The sequence below is a fragment of the Brevibacillus laterosporus genome (assembly GCF_030489605.1).
Taxonomy (GTDB): Bacteria; Bacillota; Bacilli; order Brevibacillales; family Brevibacillaceae; genus Brevibacillus_B; species Brevibacillus_B laterosporus_E.
On the sequence record NZ_JAUKFY010000009.1, the window covers coordinates 122,160 to 145,832 of the forward strand.

Consider the following 23,673-nt stretch of genomic DNA (forward strand, 5'->3'; position numbering starts at 1 on the left):
GAAAAAGTTCAGAAATTTTCATTGGATATTCCAAACTTTATTACAGCAAAAATTCCTTTCCTCATCCATTTAGTTGAAACAACAGAAATGCCTACCTCGTCTATGACGAAGCAGGCATTCGTTTCCGTACATTCATCTAACAACTTCAAGTCAAATACTAGATTAAATAGCGGAAGTAAATATACAGCGTTGAAATCACAATGGATAGAATCATAAGTGGAAAACCGATTTTCAGGAAGCCAAGGAATGTTATCTTTTCTCCTTCCTTAGCCGCAATGCCGGCAACGATCAGGTTAGCACTCGCTCCAACTAGAGAACCATTGCCACCCAAGCATGCTCCTAGCGCCAGACTCCACCATAGGGGTTCCAGGTTGTCTATACCCATTCGCCCCATCTCCTGAATCATTGGAATCATAGTTGCAACAAACGGAATATTATCCACGAAAGCAGATGCAATGGCACTCAGCCACAGAATTAGCAAAGCCGTTGCGGTAACGTTTCCTTTTGTTAGATTAACCGCTTCCTGTGCAAGAGATGCAATAATTCCGGTCTCGACAAGTCCTGAAACAAGTACAAATAACCCTACGAAAAAGAAGATGGTTGTCCACTCGACCTTAGTCAAGGCTTCCTCTAAATAATGCTCGCCTGTAATTAATAACAATAAAAAGGCACCGACTAAAGCTACTGTTGCTGATTCAAGATGAAGTACTTGATGTAAAAAGAAGCCAATGATCGTCAGTGTTAAAACGATCAATGATTTTACTAATAACGTCCGGTCTGTAATCTCAGCAGCGGCATCCAGCTTCATAAGCTTTTGGCGCAGCTCTTCTTTTGTATGCAGTTGCTTGCGGAACATAAAAGCAAGCACTACAATCGTAACCACAGCGATAAACATAGAGATAAGGGTCAAATTATTGATAAAGGCCACGAAAGAAAGCTCCTTGACAGCACTTCCAATCATGATGTTAGGCGGATCACCGATCATGGTTGCTGTGCCTCCGATATTTGACATCAGGATTTCTGACATCAGATACGGAAACGCAGATACCTCTAATTTTCGCGTAATGCTAAACGTAACAGGTACCATCAATAAAACGGTAGTTACGTTATCTAAAAAGGCAGAACCTACAGCAGTAATGAGCGATAACGCAATTAAAATATACAGCGGGCTGCCCTTTGCCTTTTTAGCTGCCCAGATCGCAATAGCTTTAAACAATCCTGTCTTGGCAGTAATCGCAACAATAATCATCATTCCGATCAGTAATCCAAGCGTATTAAAATCAATATGGTGTAATGCGGTTTCTTGGCTAACAATTCCTAGCATAACCATACATACCGCTCCCACCATCGCAATAATGGTGCGGTGAATTTTCTCTGAAATGATAATGGCATACGTAACCAAGAAGATTACAAGTGCAATGATTGCCTGTTGTTCCATATCTGCCTCCCCTAAGCATTCTTGTACCTTCTGTTAAATGATTTGTCCATTTTTTTATTCCGTCATCCATTTTACCTAATATCAACTATAATCTCTAGGTTTTATAGGTAAAAAAATCCTGCAAAGCACCGTTTTTTTCTTTCCAAGACAGGAAAAAACGAACTTTGCAGGCCAGTTTCTCATTCTATAGGATCATTCTAAAATTGAGGGTTACCTATCTACATACCCTCTCCATTTGTGAGCACTACTTCATCTCCCTCTTTCAAACCGCTCACAATCTCCACGTATTCTGCCCCCTCAATGCCTATTCCCACGTCTTTTGGCACCGGATTTCCACTTGGGTCCTTAACCATAACCGTAGCTTTGCCTTCCTCCATTACTTCTACAGCATTAACCGGCAAACGCAGGACATTGTCTTTCTTATGAATATAGATATCACAATCACCGCTCATGCCATGCTTCAGTTGACTGCTATCCTCAACAGCGATTTTCACTTCGAAACGCACCGATTTATCCTGCTTGCTTCCCTCTTTCGGCAGTTCTGTTACCGTACCCTTAAATGCTTTTGTTCCAAAGGCTGTGATAAATACATCAACATTTTGTCCGACTTTCACTTGTGGGAAATCTAGTTCATCCACGGCTGCTTTAAAGGTGACAGAGGAGGTGTCCATAATGATTGCCGCAGGATCACTGCCAAGCGCTTCTCCCACCTTCACATTCAATTTCGTGATCTCTCCGCTAATTGGAGCAACTACTCTTCGCTTGGATAGGTCACGCATCTTTTGGTCCATCCCAAGCTGGGCTTCCTTCCAATTTAATTCCTTCTCTTCGATCTCTGATTTATCTGCTTCTCTATCCATTTTCGCTAGGAGCTGATTCTTTTTAATGGTGTCTCCTTTTTTAAACAGAACCTCGCCAACTTTACCAGTGGTACCTGCTAAAATTTCGATATCATCTGCTTTGGTAAAAGGAGTATTTCCCTGGCTTGCGTATTTTAAGCCTTTGGCATCCGTATACTCAACTGAGCCAAGGTCATTTACATACAAGGCTCCAGAATTTTTGACCAAGACGTCTACAGCATGCTGAGCCATCTTTCTGTCTTGCTTGGTTCCTTCCATATCAATACGGTCGATTTCACCATCTACATAGGTCATTGAGCTTGGTACAAATACCTTCACCTTTTGCCCTTCCCGCAGCAATTCCGCTTCATAAGGGGAGAAGTAGCCTGTAATCTTTAAATAATTGGGGTCATTTACCTTTGCAATGACCGTCTCAGGCGATACACTGTCTCCGCGTTTAACCGATATCTCTTTGACAACCCCGCCGGCATTCGCTTCAATTCTGTCTTTTCTAGCTTTCAAATCCTTTATCTCTTTCTCCATGCGAGCCATCGATAATTTTTGTTTCTCTATTTCGAAGCCAGTATCCGTAGCCTCCATGGTAAATAACAAATCGCCCTTTTTAACATGCTGGCCTTCCTTCACCACTAGACTCTCTACTTTACCACTGACATCCGGTTTCACTTCCTGACGAGCCGTAGCTTCAACTGTACCTGTCGAATACACGGTTTTCTTAACTTCGCCCATGTCTACCGCTGCAGTCTGAAGCGCAGGTGGTTCAACAACCTCCTGTGATGCATCCGTAGCCGGAGCAAAATATTTATACCCTCCATAACCTCCACCCGCAAGTACGAGCACGGTGATGGCTGAAATAATCACTTTTTTCTTCATAGCCATGCGTTAATTCCCCACATTTCTTCCGTTTATATTTAAAAAATCTTTCTTTGCCAAAGCAGTCACCAAAAGCAAAAATCACTGTAACGTTACTGAGAGCGAATAGCCTCCAATGGACTTAGACGGGATGCACGGATGGCAGGAAGAATCCCCGCTAATAATCCGATTACAACTGAGAAAATGATGGCGAATATAGCAAGAGAAGGTGGTACCAATGCAATTTGTGCTGCTACCTCTTCTTCTGCTCCCATACCTCCTCCCATGCCCATGCCAAAGTTATCTAAAAACTCGCTGTTTTTACCCAGATAATTAATCACCGCCACAGCTCCATAAGCAAGACCCAAACCAGTCAGCCCACCTATTAAACCGATTGAACCCGATTCAATCAAAAAGAGCCAACGAATATTATACACGGTAGCACCAATAACCTTCATAATCCCTATTTCCTTGGTTCGCTCCAGAATGGACATGATCATGGTGTTTACGATACCAATCGTGGCAACTAATAAAGAGATAGCTGCTATACCGCCAAGCACTAATTGAATAACAAAGAAAAACTTATTTAGTTCTGCAAGACGACGTGCTGGCGAATAGTTGTCATAGCCGATTTGCTGTAAATCCTTAACCACCTGCTCTACTGCTTCTCTTGATCCTACCTTTACATTGATGGAATCATATTCCACAGCCGGTTTCTGATTGCGATTCTTGGAACGGTTCGGTTTGTTTATCCCCATTTCCATTTCATAATCGCTTTGTTCCCTCTTTTGTTCTATCCAGGTGTTCAATTCATTAGCCATCTTCATCGGAATATAAATAGTGGCACCACGATAGCCCTTTTCATCCTTTTGCATCTGACCGACGACACGAACACGTATTTCCTTCTTTTCATACTTCGTTTCGTTATCGACGGTGTATTCGCGTCTCAGCTCTAATATCGCCGTTTTTCCAACCATTTCCACGATTCCCGGTTCCTTAGAGCCTTCCATATCGAATCTGGCTTTATTTCCATTCTGGTTAGCATTGCGTTTTCGAGCTTCTCGGCGATCCTTCTCCACATCTCTCATTTTTCTGGGTACTTCGTAGGAAATGACAATTTCATTGTTTGCCCCAGTGAGATACTCACCCTTTTCCAGCTCCTTGGTTCTCACAGGTCCTTCTTGCTGTGGATCGACCCCGACGATTTCCAAATATCTTGCCTCTCGACGGCCTAGCTTTAAAATGGCATCTCCCCTAAAAGATTTATGCGGCATAACGGCCTCAATCCCAGGAATCGCCTTTATTTCCGGTATACTTTTACTATCTAAGCGTTTCATTTGCTCTGGCGTTCTCTCGGTGGTTCCATCTGGCATCGACCAAGCTGGATACACTTCAAGCTCAGTTAAATTACCGAAGTTCTCTAGACTTTTAACCGCATTCTCTTTTAGGCCAATACTTAACGATAGCATGGTCACAATAGCAGCGGTACCAATCATAACCCCAACCGATGTCAGTACCGTCCGTAGCTTCATACGCCAAAGATTGCGCCATACGATACGTAGCGAATCAAGCAGTTTCACAAATTACACCTCATTTTTCCCCTTGCCTTTTTAACAGATAAGAGCATATAAATTCTTGTCTTATTACATGAAAGCTCAGGCTAGCCATCGTCCGCAGGCCTGAGTATAGCCGCTTCCCCTTTATTGCTGAATGTAGCCATCCCGCAGAAAAATGGTGCGATCAGATTGACTTGCAACCTCCTGATCATGTGTGACAATCACAAAGGTTGTACCACTTTCCCGATTCATTTGACGCATGAGCTGTAAAATCTCTTCCTCTGTTGCTGTATCCAGATTCCCGGTTGGCTCATCCGCAAGCACAATTCCCGGTTCATTGACCAGCGCCCTCGCAATACTGACACGCTGCTGCTGACCACCACTTAGTTCATTCGGCTTGTGGTGCTCTCGATTTTCCAGTCCTACTCGGTTTAAAATCTCTATCGCTTTTTTACGTCGCATACGAGGACTGACTCCAGAAAAGACAAGCGGCAGTTCCACATTTTCAACTGCTGTCAAATTAGGCAAGAGATTAAACGATTGAAAGACAAATCCTAAGCAACGCCGTCTAAACAAACATAGCTGATTCTCGTTAAACTTAGAAATTTCTTCCCCATTTACATGAATGGTTCCTTGCTCGGGACGCGTTAACCCCGCCATCAGGTTCAAAAGCGTTGATTTCCCTGAACCAGATGTTCCGCATAACGAAATAAATTCGCTTTTTCCAATATGCAGGTTGATATCATGCAAAACGGGAACCTGAAGCTTGCCTGCCTTATAAAAATGATTGACATCTCGTACCGTTAATTCACCAATGCTATTACTCACTTTCTCTTCACCTCATAGCTTCCCTCTTCCTAAAATTTTAGATAATTTTTCCTTTATCCAAAAAAACACCATCCTCCACAGAGAAAGATTGTTGTTTTGACCACGTATGTACAGGAAAAAGTTTCTCTTTGAAAAGACGCTTTAGTAGGCCAAAAAGTAACATTATTTTCTTGCACTCTACTAAATTTTTGTTGAGAAATGCTGGAATTTATTGTTTATACAAAACTAGCCATAAATAGGACGAAGCTCTTAGGGGTTTGTTACAACATATCTATTTTATTCTTTGACATGTTTGCTTTTTATTGCTACGCTGTATGAAATGCTTGAAAATTCATGATACGGAGTCGATCCCATTGTAAAGCCCTTTTCAAGAAAAAGAAAAAACAAATGGAAATATCGTTTGTTGAAGGCAGAATAGCTCTGTCTATCTTTCTCATGAAAAGAGGTTTTTTTGACATGCTTACCAAACAAGTACGCTTTCTTTGGGTTGGCCAAATGCTTGCCAACGCAGGAGACGTTTTTTATATTATCTCTCTGCTTACCCTCGTTTTTGAAAAGACACATTCTGCTGTCTATACCGGCTTTGTACCGCTTACCATTATCCTAGCGCAAACCGTAAGCGGCTTTCTCGCGCCCCTTATGCAATGCTGCTTTTCCCTATCCATCCTGCTGTTTTTATCTCAATTTGCCAAAACAATCTTGTTGGGTCTGCTTGTTTTTGTAACTCAATGGTCGGCCTTGTCTTTGCTTTTAAGTTTAGGTCTTGCGTCTTTCATTTCCTTTTTGGACGGTTGGGCTACTCCTGCACGCAATGCCCTGCTGACGGATCGCACGGCCTGTTCATCTGCTGCGATTAAACAGTTTGTTTGCGACCACTGATCAGGTCATCCAATTTGTCGGTTGGGCATTAGGCGGCATGCTCGTAGCTTTTTTAGGAATCACATACCTTTTTGCTGTTAGCCTTGGATTATTCATCCTTTCAACAGTTTGTATGGCTTATTTACATGATCCAATCTCTCAAGCAACAACGCGTACGGATAGCTCTTCCAAAAAAGAAGCACTGCTTCGCGGCTGGAATTATATTCTCCAATCCCGCGCGCTCTTCACACTTACTTGTATGGATGTTCTCGAATCCTTGGCAGGGGCCATCTATGTAGCTGCTATCATGCTGTTTTATGTATCTGATGTTCTAGGAAAAGGTCAGGAATGGTGGGGATACCTCAACGCCAGTTACTTTGTCGGAATGATTGCTGGAGGTCTGCTGTTAGTCGTTATTGCGACTCATGTATCTCGTTATTTTCTTTCTTTTTTATTAGGGGCTGGACTATTTTCTGCCCTAGTAACTCTAGGATTAGGAGTTACGCATAACGCCTGGATTGCCTTATTCCTGTCATTTCTTTCGGGACCTGCCACGCAAATTCAATATGTCAGCAAGCAAACCTACTTTCAGAGAAACGTAGACTCTCTTTATTTGCCTAACGTTCTATCGGCCAAAAGCACAGTGGAATACGTAGGCTACGGCTTATCGGTACTCATCCTAACCAATGTGGTAGCGGTCTATGGTGCGGCTACGGCATATATAGCAGCTTCGGGAATACTTATTACAAGCATGTTACTTGGATTCATCCTGCGCCGAGCATTTAAGATGGAGCTAGGAAAGTTGAACGAGTCACATAAGATATAAGTAAAGCATAGAACAATCAAATATAAAAGCTCCTCCTGCTAATTTCTGATGCGAAGAGGAGCTTTTTTTGTTTACAGTGCTTCTAGTGATTCTACCAATAATTTATTGACCACACCTGGATTAGCTTTTCCTTTGGTCTGCTTCATGACTTGCCCTACTAAGAAGCCAATTGCCTGCTTCTTACCCGCTTTGTAATCTTCTACCGATTGCTGATTAGCTGCAATGATTTCATCGACAATGCGTTTTAACTCGCCCTCATCGCTAATTTGCACCAATCCTTTTTCTTCAACAATCGTTGCTGGGTCCTTGCCTGTTTCCAACATTTCTGTAAAGACTGTCTTGGCAATTTTAATGGAAATGGTTCCTTTTTCGATCAGCTTCACCATTTCTCCTAAACCCTCAGGCGTCATTTTTACGTCTGAGAACTCCAGATTGTTTGCATTTAAATATCCAAACAAATCTACCATTAAAAAGTTAGCAACCGTCTTTGGATCAGCACCTGTTGCTACTGCGGCATCAAAGAAATCGGCTGAATCACGTGTCATCGTGATAACTTCAGCGTCAGATGCAGGCAGCCCGTATTGCTCAACATAGCGTGCCCGACGAGCATCTGGCAATTCAGGGATAGAGGCTTTTATACGGTCAATCCATTCGTCAGTAATCGTAACATTCACCAGATCAGGGTCCGGGAAATAACGATAATCATGCGCTTCTTCTTTCGAACGCATTACGATGGTTTTCTTATTCGCATCATCCCAGCGCAGCGTTACCTGCTTAATTTCTCCGCCGCTTTCGATTACTTCTTCCTGACGTTTCACTTCATATTCCAAGGCGGCCTGTACATTGCGGAAGGAGTTCATATTCTTCAATTCCGTTTTTGTACCTAATTTGGTCTCTCCTACAGGACGAATTGATACGTTGGCATCACAACGAAGGGAGCCTTGCTCCATTTTTACGTCAGATACTTCCGTATATTGAATGATTGCTTTTAATTTCTCCAAATAAGCTTTTGCCTCTTCTGGAGAACTAATGTCTGGCTCTGTAACAATCTCTACTAACGGCACACCTACACGGTTGTAGTCCATCATCGTACCGCTTCCGTATTCGCAGTGTGTCAATTTACCAGCGTCTTCTTCTAAATGAAGGCGATTGATGCGAATGCGCTTGGTTTTGCCATTTACTTCAATATCAATCCAACCGTTCTTACCCACTGGTTGGTCAAACTGCGAGATTTGATATGCTTTAGGAAGATCAGGATAAAAATAATTTTTACGGTCGAATTTTGTATCACGTGAAATTTCGCAGTTAATTGCTAAGGAAGCCTTGATCGCAAACTCTAATGCTTGTTGATTCAAAACTGGCAATACACCTGGATGTCCTAAACAAATAGGGCATGTGTGCGTATTAGGCGGCGCACCAAATTCCGTTTTGCAACCGCAGAAGATTTTACTGTTAGTCGATAGTTCAGCGTGAACCTCCAAACCAATGACCGTTTCGAATTTTTGGCTCATGTTACACTTCCTCCCTTCCCAATTGTGGCTTGTTTGGGAACAGATTAGTTGATTGCTCGTACGCATGTGCCGCACGTAGAATCGTGGATTCATCGAAGGCTTTCCCAATCATTTGCAAACCAATTGGCAACCCGTTATCAGAGAATCCGCATGGAACTGAAATAGCCGGGAGACCAGCTAAGTTAACCGTTACCGTACAAATATCCTCTAAGAACATTTGCACCGGATCATTTATTTTCTCACCAAGTTTAAAAGCCGGGCAAGGAGTAGCCGGATGTAACACAATGTCAAAGTTCGCAAAGATTTCTTCAAAGTCTTGGATAATCAAAGTGCGCACTTGTTGTGCCTTTTTGTAAAAAGCATCATAGTAACCAGAAGACAAGGCATATGTCCCTAGCATAATGCGGCGTTTGACCTCTTCACCAAAGCCTTGGCTACGAGATTCCATATATAAATCCAATAGATTTTCTGCGTTATCAGCGCGTACACCATAACGAACACCGTCAAAGCGCGCTAAGTTAGAAGAAGCCTCTGATGAAGCTAATAGGTAATAAGCTGGCACGGCATATTTTGTGTGCGGCATTGATACCTCGCTCCAAACTGCACCCATGCTTTCCAATTGCTTCAAGGCTGCTAATACCGCATCGCGAACCTGTGGATCAATTCCTTCTCCAAGCAACTCTTTTGGTACCGCAATGCGCAAGCCTTTGACATCACCTGTCAGAGCAGATAGATAATCAGGGACTTCCACATCAGCCGAGGTGGAGTCGTATGAATCATGTCCTGCAATGGCCTGTAACACAAACGCTGAATCCTCTACATTCTTCGTCAACGGTCCGATCTGATCTAATGACGATGCATATGATACCAAGCCATAACGGGATACACGTCCATAAGTTGGCTTCAGACCAACCACTCCGCAGAAAGCAGCCGGTTGACGAATAGAGCCACCTGTATCCGATCCAAGGGTAAAGAAGAATTGGCGAGCAGCCATCGCAGCAGCAGACCCGCCGCTAGAACCGCCTGGTACATATTCTAAATTCCACGGATTACGGGTTGGGTAAAAACCAGAGTTTTCATTGGAACCACCCATCGCGAATTCATCCATGTTTAATTTAGCAAATACGAGTGCGTCAGCTTCCTTTAGCTTTTGACTAACGGTTCCATCATAGATAGGATCATAGTTAGACAACAGCTTGCTTGCGCATGTTGTTTGTAAGCCTTTAGTTACGATATTATCCTTCACACCAGCCGGTAGACCGAACAAGAGGCCGAGATCCTCCGTTCCTTTAGCTAGCTTTTCATCCAAAGCTCTTGCTTGGCTAAGAGCAGCTTCCTCGTCAACGAGCAAAGTCGCTTGTACATCCTTGTCCACTTCACGGATACGTGCAAGCGATTCATTAGCCAAATCTGTAACAGATAGCTCTTTCTTTTTTAGCTCGCTATGTATATCAGCTAAGCGTTTATCAAATAGGGACACAATGTCTCCCCCTTTCTCTCCTATTCAAAAACAGCCGGTACCTTGAACTGTCCGTCTTCTTGATCTGGTGCATTGCGCAGTGCCTCTGCATTGGATACGGAAGGACGGTTTACGTCAGGGCGCATAACGTTACGTACGTCAAATGCATGACTAGTCGGCTTCACATTGGTCGTATCCAATTCGTTTAATTGTGCAGCAAAGTCTAAAATCGCATCTAATTCACGCGTGTAGCGTTCCGCTTCTTCCTCTGTTAAACGTAGCCGAGCCAGTTTAGCCACGTGCTCAACTTCTTGTCGGGAAATCCTACTCATCTATTGTCCACCTCCAAATGTCCTAGTTGTACGTTTCTACATAACATTGATATTACTTGAAAAATCTAAGGTTAGTCAATTTGACCTCCCATTTTTTCTTTTTATCATTAAAGCATGAAAGAGGTTCCGACTATCCTTGAACGTTTCCGAACTGTTAAAAAAACGCCGTTTGCTCTACTTTCAGCAAAACGGCATTATGACATCCTTATTTATAATACCAGGTTAATCCTATGGCTCCAGGCCCCACATGTGTGGCAATAACTGGTCCAAAACGACTTATTGTAACCGTTACGTGCGGATAGGTCGCTTCGATGTAAGCCTTCCATTCCTCTGCTTCTTCTTGAACCTGCGCTTGGATGATGGAAAGCTGCATAGGTTTGCCTGCTTTGGCCTCTGCCTCAAATAACTCCATGATCCCAGCCTTAGCTTTGGCACGGGTTCTGACTTTTTGATAAGGAACAATCTTTTTATTCTCAAACGTTAGTATCGGCTTGATTTTAAGCATGTTGCCCAGCATTAATTGAGCCGCTGACAAGCGACCTCCGCGGTACAAGAAATCTAAATCCTCAACTAAAAAGTATGTTTTCATTTGCGTACGTATATATTCGATACGCTCAAGAATCTCTTCTCGCGGTTTACCAGCTTGTGCCATTCTGGCTGCTTCTACGACAACAGCCCCCATTGCATATGTAGTAATCTCAGAATCAATGACATCAATAGGGAAATCATCAACCATCGTGGTCGCTGTTACTGCTCCCTGATAGGTTCCACTAATGCCGCTAGACATATGGATAGCAATTGCTCGCTTATGAGTTTTGGATAATTTCATATAGGCTTCCACAAACTCGCCTACAGGTGGCTGAGATGTCGTCGGCAACTGATCACTCGTTTTTAGCTTTGAGTAAAAATCAGCCTCCGTTAATTCTACTTCTTCGCGATACGCTTTGTTTCCATAAACCACTTGCAGAGGCACTACTGTAATGTGTAATTCATCTTGGAGCTCTTTTGGAATATAACTGGTGCTATCTGTTATAATTGCAATTTCTGACAAAGATAGTCCCTCCACTTTCTTCATTCATATATGATGCTTAGAGAGGCACTCCCTATTCATCTTTGAGTAACGTTTATCGCTAGAAGCCGGATTTGATTTATATTTAATTATTGTAACATAAAATAGTGCCTGATGATAAAGCCGATAGTCCCTGGAACTTCTATAGGAAAAGTTTTACCCAAGCCAAGCAAAATTGATAAAAAAATAGAAGACCCTACCTATGAGTCTCCTATTTCAGCTTTTTCCCTGTATATAATTTACGTAACTCTTTTAATCCACGGTGGGAAATTGTTTTAACGCTTGCTTCTGTTTTTCCTAGGATGTCAGCCACTTGTGCAATGCGAAGATCGCCGAAATAACGCAAGGACAAAACATCACGCTGGTCGCGTGTCAGCTTTTCTAATGTTTCACGAAGAAGGAGCGTCTCTTCATTTGAGAGAGCATGTTCTTCCGGATTCCATGTATTATCAATACTGCTCTCAAAGAACTCCGTATGATCCATCGGTAATTCTTTCTTTTTACGACAAAAATCAATAAATGTATGATGGGCTATACTAAAAATCCATCCGGCGAACGGACTTGTACGGCTATATTGTTGGAATTTTTCCAGAGCCTTAATAAATACAACAGTCGTCAAATCGTCGGCATCCCAGGTATTATGTACGCGGCAACGCAAATAACGATTTACGCGGTCAAAAAACTCATCATACAATTCATGGAATTCGCGATCCTCATAGTATTCAGTTGTCTGAGTTTTAGCGTGCATCGGTACACCCATGTTCAACACCACTTCACCTAATTGTTGTTGAGGAGGCACGCAAGATAACGTAACTAATCTCTCGTGCCGTCCCTACATGTACAATGATACATGGTTACTCTTTCATCAATCTTACACAAACCTTAAGATTATCTTAATTTAATGGTAGCATTTTGCTAAACTTGAAGATTAGCAAGCAATTCGGCTTCCATTTCATGCAAAATTTCCGCTTTTACGTTATTTATTTTTCCGTATTTTTCCTTATATACATCTTGAACAAAACGATACCATTCTTTTTGTAAGAATCCATCTGTATCCATTGTCCATTTTACTAGTAAATGCAGCGGAACCTCTTTTGTATTCTCCCATAACGGGGGCTGCTTGTAAGGAACACCTTTCACAGGTACCAAGCCATTTCGGCCAAAGAATCGCAATCGGCGCTGAGTCAATACCTGTTCTTCCTCATCGTGTGCATCCTCTTCACGCTCTGTCTCCAGGACAAAACCAGTCAGTTCAGCACCATGCTTGCGGGCATCCTCTTGCAGAATTTTCTCAATTTTATCCATCATTTTACTACCAACACCACCGCTTTGAATAGCCGGATTCACCATCATATATACAATAAACCCTAGATTCCATGCTGCTAGGTAATGAAATGTACTAACAGCCACCACTTGTTGGTTCTCATTGGTTCCTACTAACAGATGAAAAGCATCTGGTGCTGTTGGCCCTTTAGCCGTAAGTCCTTTTAACAATATCTCATTAGGCTCTCGTAGATCTTCGGTAAACATTTGCTCGTACAATTCTAGTGCCTGTGGGATTAATGGTGACGTAATGTCCTTGATATCATGCCAAATGATCTTCATAGCTTATTACCTCTCCTTTTCTCGATGTGTAATCTTATTTGGTCGATTCCGTCTCTGAAATCTGTTCCTGCTATTTTGTGTTGTTACTTGAATGCCAAAATGATATATGTAACTTCCAGTATATCGAATAAAAATTGCCTCAGCAAATAATGGAACAATTTCGCTTAGTAAGAGCCTCGCTTCTCGTCCTATTACAAACTAGGCTGGCTGTATGCTGCAAACGAAAAGGGGCTCCAACTCTATAACCTCTATGTCTATAAAAAACACAAAAAATCCCTTCTGCCCCCACCTATCATCAAGATAAGCAGCAGAAAGGATTTTTTTTACGTGTTCTTATTCTACAGTTACGCTACTTGCGATTTTTTGCCCCATTTTTAGCACACTGCCTTCTTGAATTCCTTCTGCCCAATTCATTTTGCTTTTTTCAAACAACAAAATAACGGTGGAACCGAATTCAAACCAGCCTAGTTCTCTTCCTTTTTCAAAGAGAGGAGTGCCTCCAATCGCTTCACAAACTTGTTTTCCATTTTTTACGTTCGTGGTTTGCGTATTATACGTTACTTTTACGCTACCTACAAATAATGCCCCCACCTTGACCACAGCTACATTTCCACATGCCTTGCTCTGAACGTATGTGATCAGTCTTTCATTTCGTGCAAAAAGCTGTTCAACATGCTCAACTCCCATATTGTTCACAGGGTAAAGCTTCCCTGGCAGGTAGGAGTATTTAAACAGCTTGCCTTCAACTGGCATGTGAATGCGATGATAGTCACGCGGACTTAAATAGATGGTCATAAAGGAGCCACCATTGAAACGGCATGCCATATGTTCATCATTGCCTAGCAATTGGCTGACCGTATACGTTTTACCCTTTGCTTGGATGAGTGTTCCTTGTTGAATATCCCCCATCTGGGATACTTTCCCATCAACTGGACTGACTATCTCAGCATCCATATCGATAGGTCTCGCTTCAGGTTTCAGGCGGCGTGTAAAAAATTCCTTTAACGAGCGATACTCACGAACAGGCTTTTCAATTTCCGACACGTCAATCTGATAATGATTGATATATTTTTGGATGGCAAAACGGCTGAAACGGGAGCTAGCCACTTTTCCCATTTGTCTGGACATTACGTTTTGCGGAAGTTTGTTTATTAGCCCTTGAAACACACGTTTCTTCATAAGACCTCTCCTACTCATGGTATACATTGCTACTCTACCACGACAGGAGGCTCCCCGCAAATATTAGCAGAGGCCTTCTGCATGAGCCTTAATGCAAAGACTGACGTAAAGAGTGTGAAAGCTCGTTTAATTGGTGAATTTCCTCCGTAATACTGCTGATTTTATCACGCTGTGTCTCAGCCGAAGCGAATAGCTGCTCTAGACTAGCTACAGATTCCTCGGTAATGGAGGTAATAGTAGAAACTTCATTTGTTACCTCACTGGACCGTTGCTTTACTTGCACCATGCTGACCTGTACCAGTTCTACTGATCCCATAAAGCCCGCCATTCCTGCACGCACTTTTTCCATGGATTCAACTGTCCTATTGGCTAGTTCCTGCCCCTTGGAGACAGAGCTTTCGCCCTCTTTCATATGAACTACAGCGGTTTGGGTATCCTGATGCAGCGCTTCCAAAATTCTAGCGATCTGTTGTGTTGCCGTTGCGCTCTGCTCTGCCAGCTTACGAACTTCATCTGCCACTACACCAAAGCCTCGGCCATGTTCGCCTGCACGCGCTGATTCAATAGCAGCATTTAGAGCTAGAAGGTTGGTTTGTGTAGCAATTTGATTAATCGTTTCCACAATAGCTTCTACCTGACCAGCCTGTTGATTTAACTTATGAATCGTATTTGACGCCATATCGACCGTACTGACAATATGTTGCATTTGAGCCGTTAGATCGTTCATCATATCAATGCCTTCAGAAAGACGGCGATTATTGTGCAAGGCTTCCTCTTTCATTTCATTTGCTTGTTCATTTACTTTCTTTATTTCATGATCAATGGACTGAATATCCTCTTCCACCTTAACAGTGGACTGAGCCTGCTGTTCCATGCCTGTTGCCACTTCTTTAAAGGCAACCAGCATTTCATCCGTGTTTTGTTTCGTGATGTCAGCATTTTCATTCACTTGGTTAGAGGTCGCATCCAGATTCTCAATCATAGTTGAGACGCGGGACAATAGCTCGGTAAGCTGAGCCTCTTTCACCTCTGCTTCCTGACGAGCCTCTTCTACACACTGCAAGGAGGCACGCCCCGACAAGCATAAATATATCGAAACAATTGTAGTAAATACGACACCAACAAGACGAAGACCCAGATTAATAAGATCATGCTCACTTTTAAATAAAGTATACCAATCTGTTTGATAACCAATTAGCATAGATGCTATATACAAAAAACCTGTAAATAACACTACCTTATAATCTAAATAAGCAGACATCAATGCCAACACTACGATTGGCAGGATCGCCATTTCTGGATATGGTGTAAAATGATCAAAGGATAGTGAATAAAAGACAAATCCTACTGCAACCAAATAACGCAACCAAATACTATCCTTCTTGATAAAATACCAGGGTGAAACAAGCAGTGTCACAATGAGTCCTACCGATGTAAGATTCCACACGGATATACCTGTAAACCATGAATAGATGATCGACAGCCAAAGATGGTCCCATAAAAGGAAGATCATAAATCCTTCTTTGTTTGTCAACGTATTTCGTACTAAATCAATTGTTCCATTGATCAACCTATTGATCATTCCCGCAGCTCTCCTTTTCCCTACACCACCAGAGGAATATAATGTCATATAGAACGCCTCTGACGATAACAAATTAAATAATACAATCCCAACAGCCAACGGATCTATCGTTTTGTAGGTCGTGCTGTGCGGAGCCAATCCAGATCGGCTTACCTAGATTCTAGGTTTTCATGACAAGAAAAACAGGTATAAAGTATGATGTCTTATTTATATACCATACTTATCGTACCATAGATGTAAAAATTTCATAGTTCTATCGAAAGATATTTGTAAAAATTTAAAAAAAGGAAGCAAATCGGTTAAATTCAAGCATTTTTTACAAAAACTGACGATTCATCACATTTGTCGATTAAGTTAACAAAAAGAATATGAAGATCAAGGATAAGAAATGTAAAAATAGTGAAAATTCTTGTATAATAAACAATAGAACAATTCTGACAAAAAGGGTGAGGTAAGGTGAGCAATCAAATCGGAAAAGGAATTCGAGAATATCGTAAAAAGCTAGGCCTAACCCAGGGTGAGCTAGCTGAAGGTATTTGCAATCGCAGTTATATTAGCCAAATAGAAAAAGGAGATGTCGTTCCCTCTCCTGAAATCCTGGAAGAACTAGCTAAGAAATTACAGACCGATCTCTCCACTATTTTTACTCCAACTGTCAAACCAGCCTTTACAAAAATTGAAATCGAAAATAACTTTCGCCATCTGGTAAATAGCATTGATACACAGGATTGGGAGATCGCCCAAAAATGGTTCAATAAATTAGAAGGCGCTGAAATGAGTCTTGAGCAAACGTGTATGTATCTCTGGTCGAAAGCTGTCTTATCGGAGAATAGGAGTCATTTCGATATTGCGGAATCCCTCTTTCAAGAAAGCATTAAAATTGCCCGGGAACTTGATAAATATGAGTGGCAAGTACGTATCCTTACTTCATTGGGCTTTCATTATTGCAAGACGAAGAAAGCAGATAAAGCCCTTCCATATTTAAATGAAGCCATGCAATTGACCAACCGTTACCAAATTAATGGCTTATTACATATTACCCTGTTACATGCTACTGGCTATATGCACGTCTCCATGGGTGAAATCCATTCGGCAATCGAACATCTCAAGCAAGCAGAACAGATCTGCAAAAGCCTGCGTGCCATATATCGCATGGAGTCCATTTATTTATTATTAGGAGTTTGCCACCAAATTTTAAAGCAATACGAAGTAGCCCAGCGCTATTACGAAAAATCGTTAGATATTCTAAAAATCTCTCCTTCTCTTGCTTTAGAGGCTAATATTTACAACAATTTAGCCGTCATTTATACCGAGCAAAAGCATTACCAGCTAGCACATGAATATATCACGCGAGCTATGGCGCTTCACTCCCCTCAAGACCATGCGAAATTGATTGAATCAAAGATTGAACATGCTAATATTCTCAAAGGCCTGCAACGCTACGAGGAGGCTAGCCAGCTATGCTTAGAAATCTTTGAGCATTCAATAAATGAGCATGCATACGCAGAGGCCAAGTTAGTCTATGCTTCTATCTTATGTGAAATGGGAAAAGGCTCTGAGGCGCTGTCACATTTAGAAGAAGCCTTACATTACTTTAATGAGTACAAATCCCAGCGTTATTTGCTGAAAGGACTAGCCTTGTTAGCTAAAATAAACTTAAGGTTTGGCAAGATAGACTCCTTTTACTATCTGTACGAACAGTATATATCATAATTGTTTTCCGGTATAACGTTATCTGCACTTTGATATAAATCAAATGCTTTCAAGCAGCATAGCTTGGCTGGGCAATGTCTTGGACAGTAGCTGCAGCCAAGCTATCCTGCATACATTTTGATAGCTCGTTTTCGATCTTACTCATAAATAAAGAGGGTAGCCCAAGTAGTTTATCTACTGAGGGCTCCCTCTTTTTTGTCAGGACGCTTATAATAATTCAGACACTAATTTTGCTTGTGTAAATAGCAGGAGGTAATCAGGACCGCCTGCTTTGGAGTCCGTTCCTGACATGTTGAAGCCGCCGAATGGATGTACGCCTACTAGTGCACCTGTACATTTACGGTTGAAATACAAATTGCCTACATGAAACTCCTCACGTGCGCGTTCCAAATGAGCACGATTTCGGCTGATAACAGAACCAGTTAGTCCATATTCTGTATTGTTAGCGATTTCCAAAGCATGGTCAAAATCTTTAGCTTTGCAGAAAGCCACAAACGGACCAAAGATTTCTTCCTGCATAATCCGAGCATCTGGAGCCACATCAGCAAATACAGTTGGCATAATATAGTAGCCTTCCTCCGGCCCTTTTACTCCGCCAGCCATTAATTTACCCTCTTGTTTTCCGATCTCGATATATTCCAAAATTTTATTATATGCTTTTTCATCCACCACTGGACCTGTGAAGAACTCAGGGTTGCTGACATTTCCTACTGTTAATGCTTTCGTACGCTCAACAACACGTGCCAGTACCTCGTCGTATACATCAGCATGAATGATTGCCCGGGAGCAAGCCGAGCATTTTTGACCAGAGAAGCCAAACGCAGAGGCTGTAATCGCTTGTGCGGCTAATTCCAGATCAGCATCGTTATCAACAATAATCGAGTCCTTACCGCCCATTTCAGCCACTAAACGCTTCATCCATTTTTGACTTGGACGGTGTTTGGCCGCCAGCTCATTAATACGCAGACCCACATCACGAGAACCTGTAAATGAAATGAAACGAGTTAATGTATGTTCTACTAAATAATCACCGATTTCGCTTCCGCTGCCTGGCACAAAGTTAACAACACCAGCAGGAACGCCTGCCTCATCAAGAATCTCCATGAACTTAGCCGCAATGACCGGAGTAGTGGAAGCTGGTTTCAAAACAACAGTATTTCCTGTTACCAATGCTGCCGTGGTCATGCCTACCATAATAGCAAGCGGAAAATTCCATGGAGGAATAACAATTCCTACACCCAAAGGAATATAGTACAACTCATTATCTTCACCAGGAATGCGCGGTAGTGAATGTCGCTGACCTAATTGATCCATCTGTCTTGCATAGTATTCCATGAAATCGATTGCTTCTGCTGTATCGGCATCAGCCTCAGGCCAGCTTTTGCCTGATTCCTTGACCAACCAAGCTGAAAATTCATGTTTACGACGGCGCAGGATAGCTGCTGCCTTGTACAAATAGCGAGAACGAGCAGTAGGAGCAACACGTTTCCATGTTTCAAAGGTTTTGGCTGCTACTTGAATGGCTTTCTCTGCTAATTCTTGGTCAGCTTGAGAAACAACCCCGATGCATTCATCTTTTTGGGAAGGATTCATGGAACGGCTTTTCTTCTCCGTTTTGATACGTTCTCCACCAATGATGAGATCATATTCACGTCCAAGTTCGCTTTCAACTTTATCCAAAGCGGCTTGAAATGCTTGCTTATTTTCAGGCAGATTAAAATTAACGAACGGTTCATTTTTGAATTCCACTTGCACTTAGGTTCGCCTCCTACTTCATCTTCCATGATCAACTTGTTACACCAAATAATCTATGCAAGACATATGCCATTCTTTATAATTCTGTAAAAACGTACGAAAAAAGACACCAATTGAACAGTTCTGTCTAATTGGTGTCTCACTCTGTTTATACACATGTGTTAATTTCGATAGATATGCATGTACGATTTTCCATCAGCCGGTCGCACATAAATCGCTAATGGTTGGTTGATGGACTGAACATAAAAGTTTACATGAACCCTTTTATCTATATATTGATCTATTGCTTGAGCAATCATTTGTGTGAACTGAATCACTTCTGTCCGTGAATCATACTCGGCGGTTGCATTGATGGTCAACTCCGTCAAATCCCCATTTAAGAAGCGTGCCGTACCTGTCATTCCCACAAATTCCTGGAAGAAGCTCTGCCCCTGCTTCATCAATTTCTCGAATTGCAAGGAGGCCTGTGGATACTTACTGTATGCCGCATCTCCTGGCAGCAGGAAATATTCTTCATTGATGGGCTGCCATTTCGTAACACTGCTGTCATTCGCATTCACGATACCAGACATGATAAAATTACCCGGTACTAGGTTAGAGCTTGATTCTGGCACTTGATACATCGCTACAACAAGCGGTATCTGCGGATTCTCCGCTCTTACCTTCATGACGATTTTGGCAGCGATTTGTTGCCCCTTTGCCCGGAGCTCGTCCACACTTAACCGTTTTTCCACCCCAGACGGATCTTGATAAATGGGGGATAAAGATAGACCCAAGACTATACCCGCCAGCTTTTGATCTTTTTTATCCAGATAATTATGCTCCAGCACATTGACAAGCAATTTATTGGCTTTATCCGGATTTAAACCTTCCGGGTTCTTCTTTTCCCATTCAATCCAAGTGGTTACCTGCTTGCGGGAGATCCGCTGGCCTTCCTGAAACAAGTACGAACTCGGAGAAAAGCTTTCTTTTGCAATTTCCATCATGCCATACTCTAGGTGACTAAAATCAATGCGATATTTAGGATTAGAGCTAAGCATGCCTCGTGTTTGGTTCTTTTGATAAGGCATGGCGGCGCTGCCGTAGTAATTTTCGTCCACCTGTAAAACAGAAGACACGGCAGGCGCTACCGGATCTGCGCTATCCTTCTTTCCCGGTAATAATGAACATGCTGACAACAGCACCGAACAAGCTATCAGGAAGCAAAGACAACGTACAAGCTTTCTTTTCGTTTTCATATTGCAAACTCCTTACTTGTTACTCCCACTTTTTCCACTTTTCTTGGCTGTATCTATAGATTTGGGCTGATTCTCCAATTCCGATGATAGGTGTATCGGCTGTACCGTAGGAGATATTAATCAGTTTTTCTGGAAGGTCTGAGGATAGGAGAGTCCACTCCCTGCCATCCTTCATTAAAATACCTTTATCACTTGCTGCATATAAGGTGTCTGTAGATTTATTAACTGCAATTGAATAAATATGCGAATCGCTTTCTCGCCATTCAACCTGCCAATCGCCATCATGTATATCTATTGATAACAGTTCGTTTTGAGTTAGTACGTACAATTTATGCTCACTGGGTACATAATCCAAATCATATCCTTCTACTGTATCAATAGGGAATCGTAAATGCCAATTAGAACCGGCATCTGTTGATTCATATACGCCTTCACGGTTCACAAATGCATAGAGGAATGTACCTTTATCGGTTGGAACTCCGATTAGAGATTGAATGTCATACCCTTGTGGCAATCCGCCCTCTATCCGTTTCCAGGATTTTCCCCCATCCTTAGATACCTTGCAAACCTTTGCGCCGGCTACATATACCTGTTTAGGCTTCTTCGGATCAAAATAGATCGTCTTGACATCCGCCTGTTCCAGCTCATCTGCAACTGCTCCCCATAATCCATGATCCGCAGATGCATAGAGTCCCGCATGCGTTGCCAGCCAGACTTGTTCTCCCCCTTGATCTAGGGCCAATGAATTGATACTGTCCCCTTTTTGCAACACATCCTGGTACGTCAGTTCACCTGTGATCTGAGCCAATTTAACCGATTGTTTCACAACAGGTTCTTCCATTGTCTGGCCCGCATCTACGATTTCGGTTTTAACCGACTTATGTGTTGCAGTAGCACAACCGCTGAGCAAAAGGAGCACACTAATGCTTGCTCCCATTTGTTTAAGCGTGAATCTATCCATCACCTTCACACCTTTGCTTAATATCTCCTCAGCCCACCTATGATAATAGCGCTAAAAATGCCTCTTCATCCAGTACAGTTATACCCAATTTTTCAGCTTTTTCTAATTTGGAGCCTGCTTTTTCGCCAGCAATTACGAGATCGGTTTTTTTACTAACGCTCCCTGTTACTTTGCCGCCAAGCATAGCAATCTTTTCCTCAGCCTCCTGCCGTGTTAATTGCGTCAGTGTGCCGGTTAAGACTACTGTTTTACCTGAGAAGGGAAGATCCTCTCCTGCTTGGACGCGAACACCTTTATATTTCATGTTCACACCAGCATTCTTGAGCTTCTCAATCAATTCTTGTACTTGCGGCATGGAGAAATAGGTTAAGATACTTTCAGCCATTTTCGGACCGATCTCGTCAATAGCGATCAGCTCTTCTGCTGTCGCTTGCATGATATGATCAATGTCACCGAATTGCTCAGCAAGTACCTTCGCTGCTTTGGCTCCCACCAATCGAATTCCTAATCCGAAAAGTAGGCGCTCCACAGAATTTTCCTTGCTAGCTTCAATTGCCTGCAGCATCTTATCGACAGATTTCTCACCCATTCTCTCTAATTGTAACAGTTGTTCCCGCTTATCGTGCAGATAATATAAATCGGCGACGCTTGTAATGAGACCTGCGGCAAATAGCGAAGCTACCACTTTCTCTCCAAGTCCATCTAAATTCATCGCTTGTCGGGATACAAAGTGAGACATTCCTTCACGAATAACGGCTGGACATTCTGGATTAATACAACGCAATGCCACTTCATCCGGCAGACGAACCAATTCGCTCGCACACTCCGGGCAGTGGGTCGGCATCATAAATGGACGTTCTTCTCCCGTGCGTCGTTCCTTTAACACTTCTACAATCTCAGGTATAATGTCACCTGCTTTTTTTACAAGCACGTAGTCACCTAAGAGCAGACCTTTTTTCATAATAATGTCTTCGTTGTGTAAAGATGCTCGTTTTACTTCAGTTCCAGCCAAGATGACAGGCTGAAGCAACGCTGTAGGTGTCACCACTCCGGTACGCCCGACTGACACCTCAATATCCTTTAACTGCGTCACGACCTCTTCAGCCGGGAATTTATAAGCTATCGCCCAGCGTGGACTCTTTGCCGTAAAACCAAGCTCCTGTTGCTGAGCAAAACTATCTACCTTAATCACCATACCATCAATTTCATAAGAGAGCTCTGGGCGTTTGAGCGTCCAGCTTTGCACAAATTCTATCACTTCTTCTATATCATCAAAGGTACGGCGTTCTTGATTCACTGAAAAGCCTAGCCGTTCTAGAAAAGTAAGGCCCTCCCTGTGAGAATCAATCTGATGCCCTTCTACTTCACCGATCTGATAAATAAACGTGGAAAGAGAGCGAGAGGCTGCAATCTTTGGATCTAGCTGACGCAAGGAACCTGCCGCTGAGTTGCGCGGATTAGCAAATAATGCTTCTCCTCGCTCCGCCCGTTCTTTATTCAAGCGGTCAAAAGCAGTTTTTGACATAAAGGCTTCTCCCCGAACCTCCATGGTAATTGGTTCTGGTAAACGCAACGGAATAGAGCGAATCGTTTTCAGGTTTTGGGTGATATCCTCCCCGGTAGTCCCGTCTCCACGTGTTGCTCCCTTTACGAAAAGTCCGTTTTCATAACGAAGAGAGACAGCTAGCCCATCAATTTTTAATTCGCAGACATAGCGAACAGTTTGGTTTCCTAAGCCCTGACGCACACGACGATCAAAATCGCGTAAATCATCCTCATCAAAAGCATTCCCAAGGCTTAACATCGGTGTTTTATGCACAACCTTTTCAAAAAAAGGCAATGGCATACCTCCGACACGCTGGGTAGGAGAATCAGGAGTAACCATATCCGGCCATTGGTCCTCCAGGTCTTGCAATTCACGCATCATTTGATCATATTCCTGGTCCGTAATCTGCGGATTATCCTCTGTATAATAATGACGGCTTTCCTCTTCAATCCGTTTCTTTAGTTTTGCAATTTGTTGTTCTGCAGCAACACGATCCACGTATCTCTTC

At 42.5% G+C, this 23,673-nt stretch carries 19 protein-coding genes; 3 read left to right on the forward strand and 16 right to left on the reverse strand.

The features are described from left to right. Nucleotides 1-157 precede the first annotated feature (157 nt). The 4 genes from QZ995_RS12090 to QZ995_RS12105 form a co-directional block, all read right to left on the reverse strand. Nucleotides 158-1,438: an SLC13 family permease gene (locus QZ995_RS12090; protein ID WP_064017195.1), complete on the reverse strand. Its 1,281-nt coding sequence runs from the start codon at nt 1,436-1,438 to the stop codon at nt 158-160. A gap of 218 nt (nt 1,439-1,656) precedes the next feature. Continuing rightward, nucleotides 1,657-3,174 (reverse strand): HlyD family efflux transporter periplasmic adaptor subunit, encoded by a 1,518-nt coding sequence (locus QZ995_RS12095; RefSeq protein ID WP_301807077.1) that lies wholly within the window; start codon nt 3,172-3,174, stop codon nt 1,657-1,659. Between the two features lie 86 nt (nt 3,175-3,260). Beyond that, nucleotides 3,261-4,727, reverse strand: a complete 1,467-nt coding sequence (locus tag QZ995_RS12100; protein ID WP_301807079.1) for an ABC transporter permease — start codon at nt 4,725-4,727, stop codon at nt 3,261-3,263. A 120-nt stretch (nt 4,728-4,847) separates the two neighbouring features. Further along, nucleotides 4,848-5,531 (reverse strand): ABC transporter ATP-binding protein, encoded by a 684-nt coding sequence (locus QZ995_RS12105; RefSeq protein ID WP_301807081.1) that lies wholly within the window; start codon nt 5,529-5,531, stop codon nt 4,848-4,850. A gap of 456 nt (nt 5,532-5,987) precedes the next feature. Between QZ995_RS12105 and QZ995_RS12110 the strand changes: the two genes are divergently transcribed. After that, nucleotides 5,988-6,410, forward strand: a complete 423-nt coding sequence (locus QZ995_RS12110) for a hypothetical protein (RefSeq protein WP_301807084.1) — start codon at nt 5,988-5,990, stop codon at nt 6,408-6,410. Beyond that, nucleotides 6,394-7,215, forward strand: coding sequence for an MFS transporter (locus QZ995_RS12115; RefSeq protein WP_301807087.1), 822 nt, complete (start codon nt 6,394-6,396; stop codon nt 7,213-7,215). The genes QZ995_RS12110 and QZ995_RS12115 overlap by 17 nt, the downstream gene beginning before the upstream one ends. A 71-nt stretch (nt 7,216-7,286) precedes the next feature. Here QZ995_RS12115 and gatB read toward each other — a convergent pair whose 3' ends face one another. The 8 genes from gatB to QZ995_RS12155 all read right to left on the reverse strand — a co-directional run bounded on the left by gatB (nt 7,287) and on the right by QZ995_RS12155 (nt 15,952). Then, on the reverse strand, nt 7,287-8,726 hold the full coding sequence (gatB, locus tag QZ995_RS12120; RefSeq protein ID WP_301807089.1) for an Asp-tRNA(Asn)/Glu-tRNA(Gln) amidotransferase subunit GatB: 1,440 nt from the start codon (nt 8,724-8,726) through the stop codon (nt 7,287-7,289). A 1-nt stretch (nt 8,727) separates the two neighbouring features. After that, on the reverse strand, nt 8,728-10,206 hold the full coding sequence (gene gatA / locus QZ995_RS12125) for an Asp-tRNA(Asn)/Glu-tRNA(Gln) amidotransferase subunit GatA (protein ID WP_301807091.1): 1,479 nt from the start codon (nt 10,204-10,206) through the stop codon (nt 8,728-8,730). A gap of 20 nt (nt 10,207-10,226) precedes the next feature. Then, the gene (gene gatC, locus QZ995_RS12130; RefSeq protein ID WP_003335653.1) at nt 10,227-10,517 is read right to left on the reverse strand and encodes an Asp-tRNA(Asn)/Glu-tRNA(Gln) amidotransferase subunit GatC; all 291 of its coding nucleotides are present in this window, start codon (nt 10,515-10,517) and stop codon (nt 10,227-10,229) included. Nucleotides 10,518-10,722: 205 nt separating this feature from the next. Continuing rightward, entirely contained in the window at nt 10,723-11,592 is an 870-nt protein-coding gene (locus QZ995_RS12135) for a DegV family protein (protein WP_301807104.1), read from the reverse strand. Nucleotides 11,593-11,797: 205 nt separating this feature from the next. Continuing rightward, nucleotides 11,798-12,346, reverse strand: a complete 549-nt coding sequence (locus QZ995_RS12140) for an RNA polymerase sigma factor (protein WP_004432758.1) — start codon at nt 12,344-12,346, stop codon at nt 11,798-11,800. A 155-nt stretch (nt 12,347-12,501) separates the two neighbouring features. Continuing rightward, on the reverse strand, nt 12,502-13,191 hold the full coding sequence (locus QZ995_RS12145; RefSeq protein ID WP_301807109.1) for a GNAT family N-acetyltransferase: 690 nt from the start codon (nt 13,189-13,191) through the stop codon (nt 12,502-12,504). Nucleotides 13,192-13,524: 333 nt separating this feature from the next. After that, the gene (asd, locus tag QZ995_RS12150) at nt 13,525-14,370 is read right to left on the reverse strand and encodes an archaetidylserine decarboxylase (RefSeq protein ID WP_031412067.1); all 846 of its coding nucleotides are present in this window, start codon (nt 14,368-14,370) and stop codon (nt 13,525-13,527) included. An 88-nt stretch (nt 14,371-14,458) separates the two neighbouring features. Next, on the reverse strand, nt 14,459-15,952 hold the full coding sequence (locus tag QZ995_RS12155) for a methyl-accepting chemotaxis protein (RefSeq protein WP_301807113.1): 1,494 nt from the start codon (nt 15,950-15,952) through the stop codon (nt 14,459-14,461). 456 nt (nt 15,953-16,408) lie between these two features. Here QZ995_RS12155 and QZ995_RS12160 point away from each other — a divergent pair, with 456 nt between their 5' ends. Beyond that, on the forward strand, nt 16,409-17,665 hold the full coding sequence (locus QZ995_RS12160; protein WP_301807114.1) for a helix-turn-helix domain-containing protein: 1,257 nt from the start codon (nt 16,409-16,411) through the stop codon (nt 17,663-17,665). Nucleotides 17,666-17,872: 207 nt separating this feature from the next. On the opposite strand, the gene pruA is transcribed toward QZ995_RS12160, so the two are convergent. The 4 genes from pruA to ligA form a co-directional block, all read right to left on the reverse strand. Then, nucleotides 17,873-19,420 (reverse strand): L-glutamate gamma-semialdehyde dehydrogenase, encoded by a 1,548-nt coding sequence (pruA, locus tag QZ995_RS12165; protein WP_301807115.1) that lies wholly within the window; start codon nt 19,418-19,420, stop codon nt 17,873-17,875. A 161-nt stretch (nt 19,421-19,581) separates the two neighbouring features. After that, entirely contained in the window at nt 19,582-20,658 is a 1,077-nt protein-coding gene (locus QZ995_RS12170) for a CamS family sex pheromone protein (protein WP_301807118.1), read from the reverse strand. A 19-nt stretch (nt 20,659-20,677) separates the two neighbouring features. Next, nucleotides 20,678-21,619 (reverse strand): WD40/YVTN/BNR-like repeat-containing protein, encoded by a 942-nt coding sequence (locus QZ995_RS12175; protein ID WP_301807121.1) that lies wholly within the window; start codon nt 21,617-21,619, stop codon nt 20,678-20,680. 37 nt (nt 21,620-21,656) lie between these two features. Continuing rightward, complete coding sequence (gene ligA / locus QZ995_RS12180; protein WP_301807124.1) at nt 21,657-23,663, reverse strand: NAD-dependent DNA ligase LigA; 2,007 nt, start codon at nt 23,661-23,663, stop codon at nt 21,657-21,659. Between the last annotated feature and the right edge of the window lie 10 nt (nt 23,664-23,673).

Excerpts from the sequence above, each read along its gene's own strand:
- asd (WP_031412067.1), bottom strand. The coding sequence starts at position 14,370 with ATGAAGAAACGTGTGTTTCAAGGGCTAATAAACAAACTTCCGCAAAAC.
- QZ995_RS12110 (WP_301807084.1), top strand. The coding sequence starts at position 5,988 with ATGCTTACCAAACAAGTACGCTTTCTTTGGGTTGGCCAAATGCTTGCC.
- QZ995_RS12135 (WP_301807104.1), bottom strand. The coding sequence starts at position 11,592 with ATGAAGAAAGTGGAGGGACTATCTTTGTCAGAAATTGCAATTATAACA.
- QZ995_RS12175 (WP_301807121.1), bottom strand. The coding sequence starts at position 21,619 with ATGGATAGATTCACGCTTAAACAAATGGGAGCAAGCATTAGTGTGCTC.
- QZ995_RS12155 (WP_301807113.1), bottom strand. The coding sequence starts at position 15,952 with ATGATCAATAGGTTGATCAATGGAACAATTGATTTAGTACGAAATACG.
- QZ995_RS12145 (WP_301807109.1), bottom strand. The coding sequence starts at position 13,191 with ATGAAGATCATTTGGCATGATATCAAGGACATTACGTCACCATTAATC.
- gatB (WP_301807089.1), bottom strand. The coding sequence starts at position 8,726 with ATGAGCCAAAAATTCGAAACGGTCATTGGTTTGGAGGTTCACGCTGAA.
- QZ995_RS12095 (WP_301807077.1), bottom strand. The coding sequence starts at position 3,174 with ATGGCTATGAAGAAAAAAGTGATTATTTCAGCCATCACCGTGCTCGTA.
- QZ995_RS12140 (WP_004432758.1), bottom strand. The coding sequence starts at position 12,346 with ATGGGTGTACCGATGCACGCTAAAACTCAGACAACTGAATACTATGAG.
- gatC (WP_003335653.1), bottom strand. The coding sequence starts at position 10,517 with ATGAGTAGGATTTCCCGACAAGAAGTTGAGCACGTGGCTAAACTGGCT.
- QZ995_RS12090 (WP_064017195.1), bottom strand. The coding sequence starts at position 1,438 with ATGGAACAACAGGCAATCATTGCACTTGTAATCTTCTTGGTTACGTAT.
- QZ995_RS12170 (WP_301807118.1), bottom strand. The coding sequence starts at position 20,658 with ATGAAAACGAAAAGAAAGCTTGTACGTTGTCTTTGCTTCCTGATAGCT.